Source organism: Modestobacter versicolor, from assembly GCF_014195485.1.
Lineage (GTDB): Bacteria > Actinomycetota > Actinomycetes > Mycobacteriales > Geodermatophilaceae > Modestobacter > Modestobacter versicolor.
The window spans coordinates 736,866-750,013 of sequence record NZ_JACIBU010000001.1 but is presented as its reverse complement, the minus strand read 5'-3'; the positions used below and the strand labels follow the sequence as shown (position 1 = coordinate 750,013).

16 protein-coding genes are annotated in these 13,148 nt (G+C 75.5%); 12 read left to right on the top strand and 4 right to left on the bottom strand.

The window, feature by feature from the left end; genetic code table 11:
* The first annotated feature begins 10 nt into the window (after nt 1–10).
* From FHX36_RS03620 to FHX36_RS03605, 4 genes are read left to right on the top strand one after another with little or no spacing between them, the layout of a single operon-like run.
* Nucleotides 11–1,510, top strand: a complete 1,500-nt coding sequence (locus FHX36_RS03620) for an amidohydrolase family protein (protein ID WP_110552248.1) — start codon at nt 11–13, stop codon at nt 1,508–1,510.
* Nucleotides 1,511–1,523: 13 nt separating this feature from the next.
* A complete protein-coding gene (locus FHX36_RS03615) occupies nt 1,524–2,354 on the top strand; it encodes an IclR family transcriptional regulator domain-containing protein (RefSeq protein WP_183513499.1) in 831 nt (276 codons plus the stop codon).
* A 34-nt stretch (nt 2,355–2,388) separates the two neighbouring features.
* Nucleotides 2,389–3,240 carry a pyridoxal kinase PdxY gene (gene pdxY / locus FHX36_RS03610; protein WP_181428935.1) on the top strand — a complete coding sequence of 284 codons (852 nt, stop codon included), beginning with the start codon at nt 2,389–2,391 and terminating at the stop codon, nt 3,238–3,240.
* Between the two features lie 2 nt (nt 3,241–3,242).
* On the top strand, nt 3,243–3,719 hold the full coding sequence (locus tag FHX36_RS03605) for a heme-degrading domain-containing protein (protein WP_110554064.1): 477 nt from the start codon (nt 3,243–3,245) through the stop codon (nt 3,717–3,719).
* Nucleotides 3,720–3,741: 22 nt separating this feature from the next.
* Here the strand turns inward: FHX36_RS03605 and FHX36_RS23340 are convergent, their stop codons facing one another.
* Nucleotides 3,742–3,864, bottom strand: a complete 123-nt coding sequence (locus FHX36_RS23340) for a hypothetical protein (RefSeq protein ID WP_258373035.1) — start codon at nt 3,862–3,864, stop codon at nt 3,742–3,744.
* A 189-nt stretch (nt 3,865–4,053) separates the two neighbouring features.
* Between FHX36_RS23340 and FHX36_RS03600 the strand changes: the two genes are divergently transcribed.
* The 8 genes from FHX36_RS03600 (at nt 4,054) to mgrA (ending at nt 11,285) form a co-directional block, all read left to right on the top strand.
* On the top strand, nt 4,054–4,242 hold the full coding sequence (locus FHX36_RS03600) for an RGCVC family protein (RefSeq protein WP_110554065.1): 189 nt from the start codon (nt 4,054–4,056) through the stop codon (nt 4,240–4,242).
* A 90-nt stretch (nt 4,243–4,332) separates the two neighbouring features.
* Nucleotides 4,333–5,247, top strand: coding sequence for an ATP-binding cassette domain-containing protein (locus FHX36_RS03595; RefSeq protein ID WP_110554066.1), 915 nt, complete (start codon nt 4,333–4,335; stop codon nt 5,245–5,247).
* Nucleotides 5,244–5,966, top strand: a complete 723-nt coding sequence (locus FHX36_RS03590) for a hypothetical protein (RefSeq protein WP_110554067.1) — start codon at nt 5,244–5,246, stop codon at nt 5,964–5,966. Before FHX36_RS03595 ends, FHX36_RS03590 begins: the two co-directional genes overlap by 4 nt.
* Nucleotides 5,967–5,968: 2 nt before the next feature.
* Nucleotides 5,969–7,189 (top strand): histidine kinase, encoded by a 1,221-nt coding sequence (locus FHX36_RS23335; RefSeq protein ID WP_183513498.1) that lies wholly within the window; start codon nt 5,969–5,971, stop codon nt 7,187–7,189.
* The gene (locus FHX36_RS03580) at nt 7,186–7,860 is read left to right on the top strand and encodes a response regulator (protein WP_110554372.1); all 675 of its coding nucleotides are present in this window, start codon (nt 7,186–7,188) and stop codon (nt 7,858–7,860) included. The genes FHX36_RS23335 and FHX36_RS03580 overlap by 4 nt, the downstream gene beginning before the upstream one ends.
* Nucleotides 7,861–7,880: 20 nt before the next feature.
* Nucleotides 7,881–8,723: a pentapeptide repeat-containing protein gene (locus FHX36_RS03575; RefSeq protein ID WP_183513497.1), complete on the top strand. Its 843-nt coding sequence runs from the start codon at nt 7,881–7,883 to the stop codon at nt 8,721–8,723.
* Between the two features lie 17 nt (nt 8,724–8,740).
* Nucleotides 8,741–10,225, top strand: a complete 1,485-nt coding sequence (locus tag FHX36_RS03570) for an amino acid permease (RefSeq protein WP_110552948.1) — start codon at nt 8,741–8,743, stop codon at nt 10,223–10,225.
* Nucleotides 10,226–10,247: 22 nt separating this feature from the next.
* On the top strand, nt 10,248–11,285 hold the full coding sequence (gene mgrA / locus FHX36_RS03565; protein ID WP_110552947.1) for an L-glyceraldehyde 3-phosphate reductase: 1,038 nt from the start codon (nt 10,248–10,250) through the stop codon (nt 11,283–11,285).
* A gap of 49 nt (nt 11,286–11,334) precedes the next feature.
* On the opposite strand, the gene FHX36_RS03560 is transcribed toward mgrA, so the two are convergent.
* The 3 genes from FHX36_RS03560 to FHX36_RS03550 are packed head-to-tail and all read right to left on the bottom strand — an operon-like array spanning nt 11,335 to nt 13,145.
* Nucleotides 11,335–12,282: an NADP-dependent oxidoreductase gene (locus tag FHX36_RS03560; RefSeq protein WP_110552946.1), complete on the bottom strand. Its 948-nt coding sequence runs from the start codon at nt 12,280–12,282 to the stop codon at nt 11,335–11,337.
* A 45-nt stretch (nt 12,283–12,327) separates the two neighbouring features.
* Entirely contained in the window at nt 12,328–12,750 is a 423-nt protein-coding gene (locus FHX36_RS03555) for a Fur family transcriptional regulator (RefSeq protein WP_110552945.1), read from the bottom strand.
* Nucleotides 12,747–13,145 (bottom strand): ArsR/SmtB family transcription factor, encoded by a 399-nt coding sequence (locus tag FHX36_RS03550; RefSeq protein ID WP_110552949.1) that lies wholly within the window; start codon nt 13,143–13,145, stop codon nt 12,747–12,749. The genes FHX36_RS03555 and FHX36_RS03550 overlap by 4 nt, the downstream gene beginning before the upstream one ends.
* Nucleotides 13,146–13,148 lie beyond the last annotated feature (3 nt).

The window sequence follows — 13,148 nt, the reverse complement described above, 5'->3', positions numbered from 1 at the left end:
GGAGGAGTCCATGTCCCACCCCGACGCCGACGTCGTGGCCCCGGCAGCCGGCCAGCCCGTGGTGCTGCGCGGCGGCACGGTGCTGACCATGGACAACGCGCACACCCTGCTGCCCGAGGCCGACGTGCTGGTCGTCGACGGCCGGGTCGCCGCCGTCGGCACCGCGCTGGAGGTGCCCGAGGGCACCGCCGAGATCGACGCCCGCGGGGGCATCGTCATGCCCGGGATGGTCGACACCCACCGGCACATGTGGCAGACGGCGATGCGCGGCTACGGCGCCGACTGGACGCTCACCCAGTACTTCGTCTGGTACTACCTCGAGCACGGCCGCGCCTTCCGCCCGGAGGACGTGCACGCCGGCAACCTGCTCTCCGCCTGGGACGCCCTGGAGGCCGGGGTCACCACCACCGTCGACTGGTCGCACGGCCTGCAGAGCGTCGACCACGCCGAGGCCGCCGCCGACGCGCTGCTCGCCGTCCCGGGCCGGTTCGTGCTCGCCTACGGCAACATCCAGGCCGGCCCGTGGGAGTGGACCGCCGACCCGGCGGTGCAGTCGTTCCTGCGCCGCCGGCAGGACGAGGGCCGGCTGGGCCTGCAGCTGGCCTTCGACGTCACCGGCGACCCGGCCTTCCCGGAGAAGGCGGCCTTCGAGGTCGCCCGCGAGCTGGGCCTCCCGGTCACCACCCACGCCGGGGTCTGGGGCGCGACGAACGACGAGGGCATCCGGCTCATGCACGAGCACGGCTTCATGGCCCCCGAGACGGTGTACGTGCACGCGGCCACCCTGAGCACCGACTCCTACCACCGGATCGCCGCCACCGGCGGCTCGATCTCGGTCTCCACCGAGTCCGAGCAGAGCGCCGGCCAGGGCTACCCGCCCACCTGGCAGGTGCGCCGGCACGGCATCCCGGTGTCGCTGTCGATGGACACCAGCGTCTGGTGGAGCAGCGACCTGTTCTCCGCGATGCGCACCACGCTGGGCGCCGACCGGTCCCGGGAGCACCTGGAGGCGCACGCCAAGGGCGAGACCGTCACCCAGGTGCACCTGCGCGCCGAGCAGGTCGTCGACTGGGCCACCCGCGGCGGTGCCCGGGCGCTGGGCCGCGACGACCTGGGCAGCCTGGAGCCGGGCAAGCGCGCCGACGTCGTGCTGATCAAGAACGACGCCTCGCCGGTGTCCTTCCCGCTGCTCAACCCCTACGGCCACGTCGCCTTCCAGGCCCAGCGCGGCGACGTGCACACCGTGCTCGTCGACGGCCGGGTCGTGAAGCACGCCCACCGGCTGGTCGGCGCCGACCTGCCGGCGGTCCGCCGGGCGGTCGACGCGACGGTCGAGCACCTGCGCGGCGAGATGGGCGAGGAGACCTGGGTGCAGGGCATGAACCCCGCCCTGCCCGGCGACGAGGTGCTGGACAACCCGTACACGTACACCGAGTACAAGTCGGCCAGCACCCACGGTGCCCGCGGCAGCGTCTTCGGCGACTCCGGCGACTCCGGCGACGCGGGCTGACCGGGGGCCCGGGATGGCTGGTCGCGGTCAGGGACCGGACTTCGTCGAGGCGCTGGCCCGCGGGCTGGACGTGCTCGCCTGCTTCAGCACCGAGCGCCCGGCGATGTCGCTCAGCGAGGTGGCCGGCCGGGTCGGGCTCGCCCGGCCGACGGCGCGCCGGCTGCTGCTGACGCTGGAGGAGCTGGGCTTCGTCCGCAGCACCGGCGGCCAGTTCCAGCTCACCCCCCGGGTGCTGACCCTCGGCATGGCGTACGTCGGCGCGCTGGGCCTGTGGGACATCGCCCGGCCGCACCTGGCGGAGCTGGTCGCCCGCACCGGCGAGTCCTCCTCGATGGCCCAGCTCGACGGGTCGGACATCGTCTACGTCGCCCGGGTCGCCGTCCCGAAGCTGATCACCCTGCGGGTGGAGATCGGCACCCGCTTCCCGGCCGCGCAGACCTCCCAGGGCAAGGTGCTGCTGGCCGCGCTCTCCCCCGACGAGCTGGCCCGCACGCTGGCCGAGCCGAGTCGGGCGGGCCTGCCGCCCTACATCGGCCGCACCGCCGGCCAGCTCGCCGACGAGCTCACCGAGGTGCGCGCCCGCGGCTGGGCGCTCGCCGACGAGGAGCTGGCCCCGGGGGTGCGGTCGGTCGCCGTCCCGGTGCGGGACGGCGAGGGCCGGGTCCGGGCCGCGATGAACGTGACCGTGCACGCCGCGGAGACCTCGACCGACCAGCTGCTGGGCGAGCACCTGCCCCAGCTGCTGCGCACCGCCGGCGACGTCAGCGCCGAGTGGGCGCTGTGGCAGTCGCGCCCGCACGTGGAGGTCGCCCGCCGGCCGCAGGCGGGTCCGGCGACCGCCTGACGGCCCGGCCCGGGCGGTGTGCGACGGTCAGCGCATGGTGAACGTCCTGTCGATCCAGTCGCACGTGGCCTACGGCCACGCCGGCAACGCCTCGGCGGTCTTCCCCCTGCAGCGCCTGGGGATCGAGGTCTGGCCGGTGCACACCGTCCAGTTCTCCAACCACACCGGCTACGGCGCGTGGACCGGCCGGGTCTTCGACGGCCAGGCCGTCGACGAGGTCGTGCAGGGCATCGAGGACCGCGGCGTGCTGGGCAGCTGCGACGCCGTCCTCTCCGGCTACCTCGGCTCGGCCGACATCGGGCACGCCGTGCTCGGCTCGGTGGCCAAGGTGCGCGCCGCCAACCCGGCGGCGGTGTGGTGCTGCGACCCGGTCATCGGCGACGTCGGCCGCGGGGTCTTCGTCCGCCCGGGCATCCCGGAGTTCCTCCGCGAGGTCGCCGTCCCGGCTGCCGACATCGTGACGCCCAACCACTTCGAGCTGGAGCTGCTGGCCCAGCGGGCGACCGGTTCGCTGGCGTCGGTCACGGAGGCGGTCGCCGCCGTCCAGGCGATGGGCCCGCGGGTCGTGCTGACCACCTCCCTGGTCGCCGAGGACACCCCGGACGACGCGGTCGACCTGCTGGCCAGCGAGGGCGGCCGGCACTTCCGGGTGCGCACCCCGCGGCTGGACCTGTCGGTCAACGGCGCCGGGGACGCGATCGCCGCGCTGTTCCTGGCGCACTGGCTGGACACCCGCTCGGCCGGCGAGGCGCTGGGCCGCGCGGCCGCCTCGGTGTTCGGGCTGCTCCGGATGACGGCGGAGGCGGGCTCCCGGGAGATCCTGCTGGTCGCCGCACAGGACGAGTACACCTCCCCCACCCGCACCTTCGACGTCACCGAGGTCTGACCGTGACCGACTTCCCCGCCCTGGCCGAGCTCGCCGCCCAGGAGGACGAGCTGCAGCTGACCCGCTTCACCAACGACGACGCCTGGGCGCTCGGGTCGGCGCTGGTCGCCCGCGCCCGGGCCGAGCAGCTGCCGGTGGCGATCGAGGTGTCCCGGCACGGGCACCAGCTGTTCCACGCGGCCCTCACCGGCGCCACCCCGGACAACGACACCTGGATCGCCCGCAAGGCGGCCACGGTGCACCGGTTCGGGCACAGCTCGCTCTACGTCGGGCAGCGGTCGCGGGAGGCCGGCACGACGTTCGAGGAGCAGTTCGGCCTGGACCCGGAGCGCTACGTCGCCCACGGCGGCGGGTTCCCGCTGCTGGTCCGGGACGTCGGGCCGATCGGGGTCGTCGTGGTGTCCGGGCTCCCGCAGGTCGAGGACCACCGGGTGGTCGTCGACGCCCTGCGGGAGCTCGTCGCGCAGCAGCGCGGCTGACCGGGGAGCCCCGGCCGCGCGGTCAGCGCTTGGTCGGGTGGGTCAGCTTCTCCATGCCCGAGGTGGTCTCCGCGGCGGCCTTCTTGGCAGCCCGCTTCTCCTTGATGCTCGAGCCGGACTTCTTGGACGCGCGCTTGTCGACCATGACCACTCCCTCGTCGGGGAGCCACGCGGCCCCGGGAGGCCGACGCTACGCGCTCCGCCGCCCCAGCGGCTCCGCCCGACCGCGCCACCGGCGTAGCGTCGGGGGCACGGTCCCACCGCGTCCGTCCCGGCACCCCCGCCGCGACGACGCCCACCACCGCCGAGCCGTCGGCGGAGTCAGGCCGACGCCATGACCGCCCCCACGTACTCCCCCGGCACCGTCCCCGGGACCAAGCCGTCCGACGCCGTCGGCACCGAGGAGCGCTGCCCGGCGTGCCCGCACCCGATGAGCGCCCACGACCGGATCGGCGTCCGGTTCTGCCAGGCCACCGTGGCGAGCAGCGATGAGGGCCGGGGCTGCGTCTGCCGCGTCGGCTGACGACCGTCCTCCGGGGGGTGTAGCCCACCCGCCCGATGATGGTCCTCGCGACGGACGACGTCCCGCGGGCGCGTCCCTAGCGTCGGTGCCGTGATCGAGTTCGAGGACGTCAGCAAGCGGTACGGCGAGCGGTGGGCGGTGCAGGACCTGACCCTCACGGTGCGGCCCGGCCGGGTCACCGGCTTCCTAGGGCCCAACGGCTCGGGGAAGTCCACGTCGATGCGGATGGTCGTCGGCCTGGACGCACCCACCAGCGGCCGGGTGCTCGTCCGCGGACGCCGGTACGCCGAGCACGCCGCCCCGCTCACCGAGGTGGGCGCGCTGCTCGAGGCCCGGGGCGCGCACCCGGGGCGCACCGCCCGGGCCCACCTGCTGGCCCTGGCCGTCACGCACGGCCTCGGCCGCCGGCGGGTGGACGAGGTGCTCGCCGAGGTGGGGTTGACCGAGGTCGGTGGCCGCCGGACCGGCGCGTTCTCGTTGGGCATGTCCCAGCGGCTGGGCATCGCAGCGGCGCTGCTCGGCGACCCGGCCGTCCTGCTGCTGGACGAGCCGGTGAACGGGCTGGACCCCGACGGGGTGGTCTGGGTCCGCGGCCTGCTGCGCCGGCTCGCCGCCGAGGGACGCACCGTGTTCGTCTCGAGCCACCTGATGGGCGAGCTGGCCGCGACCGCCGAGCACGTGGTGGTGATCGGCCGTGGCCGGCTCGTCGCCGACACCTCGGTGGCCCAGCTGGTCGACTCGGTGGCACCGGCCACGGTGCGGGTGCGCACCGCCGACCCCGACCGGCTGCGCGACCTGCTGGCCCGCCCGGGGGCGACGCTCCGCACCCCGGCCCCCGACGAGTTGGTGGTCGAGGGGCTGCCAGCGGCGGAGGTCGGGGAGGTGGCCCGCCGGCACGGGATCGGCCTGCGCGAACTGGTAGAGGAGCGCCCGTCGCTGGAGGACGCCTTCCTGGCCTTGACCCGGGACGCCGTCGAGTTCGACGCTGGCCCGGTGACCCGGTGACCGCCGGGCTGTCCGGTGCCGTCCGTTCGGAGTGGGTCAAGCTGCGGAGCCTGCGCTCGACCGTGGCCTGCTACGCCGTGATCGCCACGGTCCTGGTGGCGCTCTACGGCCTCTACCTCCTGCTGCCGGAGGCCGGTGGGTACGACTCGGCGCTCACGGCCCTGTTGCTGGCCGAGCTGCTGGTCGCCGGCACCGCCGTGCTCGCCGGCGCCGGGGAGCACAGCGCCGGCACCGCCCGGACGACGTTCACCGCCGTGCCCCGCCGCGCGCGGGTGCTGCTGGCCAGGTTCGTCGTGCACACCGGCGCGGTGGTCGCCCTGCTGGTGCTCGCGGCCGCGGTGGGGTGGTCGGTCGCCGCGGTGGCCGCGCCGGACGCCGTCCACGGTCCCGCCCACCCGCTCGTGCTCCGGGCGGCGCTCGGCACGGTGCTCGCCCTGGGCTGCGTCGTCGTGCTGGGCGTCGCGGTGGGGATGCTGACCCGGTCCCCCGCTGCCGGACTCACCACGACCTTCGTGCTGCTCGTCGTCCCGGTCGTCGTGGTCACCGCCCCGGAGGTCACCGCGTACCTGCCCGGCCGGGCGCTCCAGGCCCTGGTCCTGCCGCCCGCACCTCCGGAGGCGCACCTGCTGCCGCCGTGGGCCGCCGGTCTCGTGCTCGTCGCCTGGGCAGCCGGGTCCGCGGTGCTCGCCGGGGTCGTGCTCCGGCGGCGGGACGTGTGACCGTGACCGACGACGGGCCGGCCGGCCGCCTCCGGCGGGCAACCACCCGCCACGTGCTGCTCGTCGACGCCGGCCTGGCCCTGCTGCTGTGGGCGGTGCTCACCCTGGCCGTCACCACCACCGCCGAGGAGACGGAGCCGGGCGGCCGGTGGCTGGGGGCGGCGGTCAACCTGGTGCTGGTGGCGCCGCTGGTCTGGCGCCGCCGGGCGCCGCTGCGGGTCCTGGCCGCCGTGCTGGCCGTCGCGGCGGTCTCGGTCGGGTCGGTCGGCACGATGGGCGGCGAGCTCGCGCTGCTGGTCGCGCTGGCCACCGCGGTCACCGCCGCGCCCAGCTGGGCGGCGGCCGCGGTGCCCACCGCGTCGACCGCGGTCGGCGTGGCGGTGCTGGTCGCCCTCGCCGGCGGCGCCAGTGACGACGAGCTGGTCGCCGGGGTCGCCGCGCTGGTCGCCGCGGTGGCCGTGGGCTCGGCCGGCCGGCTGGCCCGGGAGCGGCGGGTGGTGCTCGCCGAGCGCGCCCAGGAGCGGGAGGCCGACCGGGTGCGGGCGGAGGCCCGGCGGACCGAGCAGGCCCTGGCCGCCGAGCGGGCGAGGATCGCCCGCGAGCTGCACGACGTCGTGGCCCACGAGGTCACGGTGATGGTGTCGCTCGCCGACGGCGCCCAGGTGGCGCTGGACCGGGCGCCGGAGCGGGCCCGCGAGGTGATGGCCCAGGTGTCGGCCACCGGTCGGGAGGCGCTCCGGGAGCTGCGCGGCCTGCTCGGGGTGCTCGCCCCGGCCGACGGCCCGGACGCCGGCTCGGCGCCGCAGCCCGGCCTCGACCAGCTCGGTGAGCTGGTGCAACGGGTGCGGGAGTCCGGGCTGGCCGCGTCGCTGTCGGTCGAGGGCGCGGCCCGGTCGCTCGACCCGATCGCCCAGCTGACCCTCTACCGGGTCGCCCAGGAGGCGTTGACCAACGTGCTGCGTCACGCCCGCTCCGCCACCCGGGCCGACGTCCGGCTGCGCACCGCCGACGACGGCGTGGAGCTGGTGGTGGTCGACGACGGCGCCGGTGCGGTGGCTGCCGGCGCCGGACGAGGGCTGCTGGGCATGCGCCAGCGGGCCGCGCTGCACGACGCCCAGCTCACCGCCGGCCCCGCGGCGCAGGGCGGCTGGCAGGTGGCGCTGCGGCTCCCCCTGCCGGCGCCCACGCCGGCGTCGCCAGCGGCCGGGGAGGTGCACCGGTGATCCGGCTGCTGCTCGCCGACGACCAGCCGCTGCTGCGGCAGGGCATGGGCCTGGTCCTCGGTGGCGAGGACGACCTCGAGGTCGTCGGTGAGGCCGCGGACGGCCGGCAGGCGGTCGACCAGGCGCTGCGGCTGCGCCCCGACATCGTCCTGATGGACGTGCGGATGCCGCGGATGGACGGCATCGAGGCGACCCGCCGACTGGCCGAGCTCGCCCCGTCGGTGCGGGTGCTCATCCTGACCACCTTCGACCTCGACGAGCACGCCTTCGCCGGGCTGCGCGCCGGCGCGAGCGGCTTCCTGCTGAAGGACGTCCCACCGGCCGAGCTCGCCGGCGCGATCCGGGCGGTCGCCCGCGGGGACGCCGTGGTCGCCCCGGCGCTGACCCGGCGGTTGCTGGACGCCTACGCCCACCACCTCCCCACCGGCCCGCTCGAGGCGCCCCGCCGGGGGCGCGACCACCCGGCGCTGGCGGCGCTGACCGACCGGGAACGGGACGTGCTGGGCGAGCTCGCCGGCGGCCTGAGCAATGCCGAGATCGCCCAGCGGCTCCGGCTGGCGGAGGCCACGGTCAAGACGCACGTGAGCCGGGTGCTGCACAAGCTGCACCTGCGGGACCGGGTGCAGGCGGTCATCGTCGCCTACGAGACGGGGCTGGCACCGCGCTCCTGACCCAGGAGGAGACTCCCGCTGTGCCCTCCGCTGACCTCGCCGCCGCCCGGCGGGAGCTGACCGCCGACTGCAGCCGGTGCGCCGCGCTCTGCTGCGTGCTGCCGGCCTTCGCCGCGTCCGCCGACTTCGCCGTCGACAAGCCCGCCGGCACCCCCTGCCTGAACCTGCTCACCGACGACCGCTGCGGCATGCACGACCAGCTGCGCGAGCGGGGCTTCCCCGGCTGCGTCGTCTTCGACTGCCTGGGCGCCGGCCAGCGGCTGACCCGGTCGACCTTCGCCGGGCGCAGCTGGCGCGACGACCCGGCCACCGCCCGGGAGATGGCCGCGACGTTCCCGGTGATGCGCCAGCTCACCGAGCTGCTGTGGCACCTCACCGAGGCCCGCACGCTCACCACCGACCCCGCGGTCGGCGCCCTGCTGGACCGGGTCGAGCAGCTCACCCGGTCGCCGGCGGCGGAGCTCGCCCGGGCCGACGTCGGCGCGCTCCGGTCCGAGGCCGGCGAGCTGCTCGGGCAGGTGAGCGAGCGCGCCCGGGCCGACGTGCCCGGCCGGGCCCGGGACCGGCGGGGTGCCGATTTGATGGGCGCCGCGCTCCGCGGGGCGTCGCTGCGCGGGGCGAGCCTGCGCGGCGCCTACCTGATCGGCGCCGACCTGCGCGGGGCGGACCTGCGCCGGGCCGACCTCCTCGGCGCCGACCTGCGCTCCGCCGACCTGCGCGGCGCGGACCTCACCGGCGCCCTCTTCCTCACCCAGCCGCAGCTGACCGCCGCGACCGGCGACGCGGCCACCCGGCTGCCGGCGGCGCTGGCCCGGCCGGCGCACTGGGCCGCCTCCCGGCTCGAGCAGCGGCGTCGCCGATAGCGACCTAACGTGTTCCGGTGCAGCTCTTCCGGACCAAGTCGCTCGAGGCCATCCAGTCCGACGTCAGCGGGGACGACGGCGGCGGCGGGCAGGTCGGGCACCTCCGCAAGCGGCTGTCCGCGCGGCACCTGATCGGCTTCGGCATCGGCGTCGTCATCGGCACCGGCATCTTCACCCTCACCGGCATCCAGGCCCGGGAGACCGCCGGCCCGGCCGTCGTCGTCTCCTTCGCGATCGCCGGGCTGGTCGCCCTGCTCGCCGGGCTCTGCTACGCCGAGCTGGCCTCCAGCGTGCCGACGGCGGGCAGCGCGTACACCTACGCCTACGCCACCACCGGCGAGCTGCTGGCCTGGGTCATCGGCTGGGACCTGTTCCTGGAGTTCGCCTTCGGTGCCGCCGTGGTGGCGCGCGGCTGGTCGGCCTACATCGGCAACCTGCTCGACCTGCCGACCTCGCTGTTCGGCGAGGAGGCCCCGGTCAACGTGGGTGCGGCGGCCATCGTCGTGGTGCTCACCCTGGTGGCGGTGCTGGGCATCCGGGAGTCGGCCCGGGTGACCAATGTGCTGGTGCTGGTCAAGGTGGCGGTCTGCGTCTTCGTCGTCGTCACCGGCATCTGGTTCGTCAAGGGCGCCAACCTGACCCCGTTCGTCCCGGCTGGCGAGCCGACCGAGGGCTCCGGTGGCCTGACCCAGCCGCTCATCTCCGCCATCGCCGGGCTGGAGCCGGCCACCTTCGGCATCGGCGGCGTGCTCACCGCCGCCGCCGTGGTGTTCTTCGCCTACACCGGGTTCGAGGCGGTCGCGAACCTCTCGGAGGAGACCCGCAAGCCCTCGCGGGACATCCCGCTCGGCCTGCTCGGCACCCTCGGCGTGGCCACCGCGCTGTACATCGGCGTCGCGTTCGTCGTGGTCGGGATGGTCGAGTACACCGACATCGACGCCGGTGCGCCGATCGCCGACGCGTTCGACCAGGTCGGGCTGGGCTGGGCCTCGGCGCTGATCTCGATCGCCGCCGTCGCCGGGCTGACCTCGGTGATCCTGGTCGACCTGGTCACGGTCAGCCGGATCGGGTTCGCGATGGGACGCGACGGGCTGCTGCCGCAGTCGATCGCCCGGGTGAGCCCGCGCACCGGCACCCCGGTGCGGATGACCCTGCTGTACGCGGTGCTGGTGCTGGTCGCGGCGACCTTCGTGAAGCTGGAGAGCCTGGCGAACCTGGTCAGCATCGGCACGCTGTTCGCCTTCGTGCTGGTGTCGGCCGCCGTCCCGGTGCTGCGCCGCACCCGGCCGGACCTGCCCCGGGCGTTCCGGGTGCCCTTCTCCCCCATAGTCCCGGTGCTGTCGGCGCTGGCCTGCCTCTACCTGATGCTCAACCTCGAGGTCGAGACCTGGCTGCGGTTCCTGGCCTGGCTGCTGATCGGCCTGGTGGTCTACGCCGGCTACGGGCGTCGGCACTCGCGGCTGCGCGACCAGCCGCAGCAGGCCGCGGTGGGCAGCCGCTGAACGGCACGGCACGATCAGCACCGTGGCCTACAGCGCAGACAGCACCCGTTACGACGCCATGCCCTACCGACGGACCGGGTCGAGCGGCCTCGACCTGCCCGCCGTGAGCCTGGGGCTCTGGCACAACTTCGGCGACGACGTCCCCTTCGACCGGCAGCGCGACATCCTGCGCCGGGCGTTCGACCTGGGCGTCACGCACTTCGACCTGGCGAACAACTACGGCCCGCCCTACGGCTCGGCCGAGACGAACTTCGGCCGCCACCTGGCCGACGACTTCCGCCCCTACCGCGACGAGCTGGTCATCTCCTCCAAGGCCGGCTGGGACATGTGGCCCGGCCCGTACGGCCAGGGCGGCGGCTCGCGCAAGTACGTGCTGGCCAGCCTCGACCAGTCGCTGCAGCGGATGGGGCTGGAGTACGTCGACGTCTTCTACAGTCACCGGCCCGACCCGACGACGCCGCTCGAGGAGACGATGGGCGCGCTGCACACCGCCGTCCAGTCGGGCAAGGCGCTCTACGCCGGCATCTCCTCCTACTCGCCGGAGATGACGGCCGAGGCCGCGCGGATCCTCCGCGAGCTCGGGACGCCGCTGCTGATCCACCAGCCGTCGTACTCGATGCTCAACCGCTGGATCGAGACCGAGGGCCTGCTGGACACCCTCGCCGAGGTGGGCGCGGGCTGCATCGCGTTCTCCCCGCTCGCCCAGGGGATGCTCACCGACAAGTACCTGGACGGCGTGCCCGAGGGGTCGCGCGCCACCCAGGGCAAGTCGCTGGACCAGAGCATGATCACCGAGGCCTACCTCACCCACGTGCGGGCGCTGAACGAGATCGCGCAGTCCCGCGGGCAGAGCCTGGCCCAGCTGGCGCTGTCCTGGGCGCTGCGCGACGCGCGGGTCACCTCGGTGCTGATCGGCGCCAGCAGCGTGCGGCAGCTCGAGCAGAACGTGGCGGCGACGCAGCACCTGGAGTTCTCCGCCGAGGAGCTGGCGAGCATCGACCAGCACGCGGTGGACGCCGGGATCGACATCTGGAAGGGCGCCCGCGAGGGCACCCTCTGACCTGACGCCCCCCTGCACCCCGAAGATGGCCATCTCCGGCTTCTGGGGCTCAGGGGACCAGCACGAGCTTGCCGTGGCTGTGCCCGGTCATGCCCTCGCGGTGCGCGGCGGCGACGTCGTCCAGCGGGTACCGGCCGGCGACCTGCACCTCCAGCCGGCCGGCCTCCACCAGCGCGGTCAGCCCCAACCGGGCGGCGTCGCGCAGCGCGGTGCCCGGGTCGGCGCCGGGCCCGCTGCCCAGCACCTTGATGCCGGCCTGCCCGCCGCGGGCGAAGTTGGCGATGGTGGCGATCCGCTGCCGGTCGCCGACCAGCTCCAGCGAGGTGTCCAGCGCCTCGTCGGTGCCGACCGCGTCGACGGCGGCGGTGACGCCGTCCGGCGCCATCGCCCGCACCCGCTCGGCCAGCCCGTCGCCGTAGCCCACCGGCTCGCCGCCCAGCCGGCGCACCGTCTCCGCGCCGGACGCCCCGGCCGTGCCGATCACCCGCGCACCGCCGGCCACCGCGAGCTGCACCAGCGCCTGGCCCACTCCCCCGGCCGCACCGTGCACCAGCACCGTGTCCCCGGCTCCGGCACCGATCGCGGTCAGCGCGTGCACCGCCGTCGCGCCGGTGAGCATGAGCCCGGCCGCCTCGGCCCAGTCGAGCGCGGCGGGCTTGGGCACCAGCGCCGTGGCCGGGACGACGAGGGAGGAGGCGTAGGCACCGCGCAGCCGGAAGCCGATCACCGCGTCGCCCACCGCGAGCGGCCCCGCCGGGCCGACGGCGTCCGGGCCGACGGCGGCGACCACGCCGGAGGCCTCGAAGCCCAGCCGCAGTGGCAGCTTCGCCGGGTCGGTGCCGAAGGCGCCGGTGTAGCCCTTCCAGTCCGCCGGGTTGACGCCGGCGGCGCGGACCTCGAGCAGCACCTGCCCGGCGCCCGGCGAGCCCGTCGGCTGCTCGACCACGGACAGGACCTCGGGACCACCGAACGCGGTGGCGACGACGACGCGGCTCATGCCGGCGCCAACCCTGCGCTGCCGGACGGGATTCCGCCCGCGGGCTCAGCCCTGGCCGTCCCCCGAGGTGACCGGGGCGGCCTGGTCGGCGCGGTGGCAGGCCTGGCAGGTGCCGAAGATCTCCAGGGTGTGCCGGACGTCGACGAAGCCGTGCTCGGCGGCCACCCGGTCGGCCCACCGCTCGACCGTCGGGCCCTCCACCTCCTCGGTGCGGCCGCAGCTGCGGCAGACCAGGTGGTGGTGGTGCCGGGTGCTGCAGCGCCGGTAGATCGACTCCCCACCGTCGGTGCGGATCGAGTCCAGCTCGCCGTCGTCGACCAGGGCCTGCACCGCCCGGTAGACGGTCGACAGCCCGATCGAGTCGCCCGCGGCCCGCATCCGGGCGTGCACCTCCTGGGCGCTGTGGAAGCCCTCGAGCTCGTCGAAGACCGCGTTGACCGCGGCTCGCTGGCGGGTGTTGCGGATCATCGGGTCCCCTCGTCCACTCGGCACCCCGCGTCGACCTCCTCGACGGACGCGGGTCCAGCTCCCTCCGCCGAGTGCGACACGTGGTCGAGCGCGTCGCGCACGATGTGCCCGACGTGCTGGTCGACCAGCGCGTAGTGCACCTCGCGGTGCCGCCGCTCGCCCACCACCAGGCCGGCCTCCCGGAGCACCCGCAGGTGCTGGGAGACCAGCGGCTGGGCGGCGCCGAGCTCGTCCACCAGCTGGTGGACGCACCGGGTCTCGTGCTGGAGCAGCGAGGCCACGATCGACAGCCGCATCGGGGCCGCCAGGGCGGCCAACAGGGAGCTGGCCGCCTGCACCGTGCCCGGGTGGACCCGCGGTGCTGCGGCGTCCTCTCGACGCGGTGCGGCGGTCATCAC

What these genes read in the sequence shown, in the direction of transcription:
- pdxY (WP_181428935.1), top strand. Translation starts at nt 2,389, where the DNA reads ATGGTGAACGTCCTGTCGATCCAGTCGCACGTGGCCTACGGCCACGCC.
- FHX36_RS03560 (WP_110552946.1), bottom strand. Translation starts at nt 12,282, where the DNA reads ATGAGCCGCGTCGTCGTCGCCACCGCGTTCGGTGGTCCCGAGGTCCTG.
- FHX36_RS03600 (WP_110554065.1), top strand. Translation starts at nt 4,054, where the DNA reads ATGACCGCCCCCACGTACTCCCCCGGCACCGTCCCCGGGACCAAGCCG.
- FHX36_RS23340 (WP_258373035.1), bottom strand. Translation starts at nt 3,864, where the DNA reads ATGGTCGACAAGCGCGCGTCCAAGAAGTCCGGCTCGAGCATCAAGGAG.
- FHX36_RS03555 (WP_110552945.1), bottom strand. Translation starts at nt 12,750, where the DNA reads ATGATCCGCAACACCCGCCAGCGAGCCGCGGTCAACGCGGTCTTCGAC.
- FHX36_RS03615 (WP_183513499.1), top strand. Translation starts at nt 1,524, where the DNA reads ATGGCTGGTCGCGGTCAGGGACCGGACTTCGTCGAGGCGCTGGCCCGC.
- FHX36_RS03620 (WP_110552248.1), top strand. Translation starts at nt 11, where the DNA reads ATGTCCCACCCCGACGCCGACGTCGTGGCCCCGGCAGCCGGCCAGCCC.
- FHX36_RS03550 (WP_110552949.1), bottom strand. Translation starts at nt 13,145, where the DNA reads ATGACCGCCGCACCGCGTCGAGAGGACGCCGCAGCACCGCGGGTCCAC.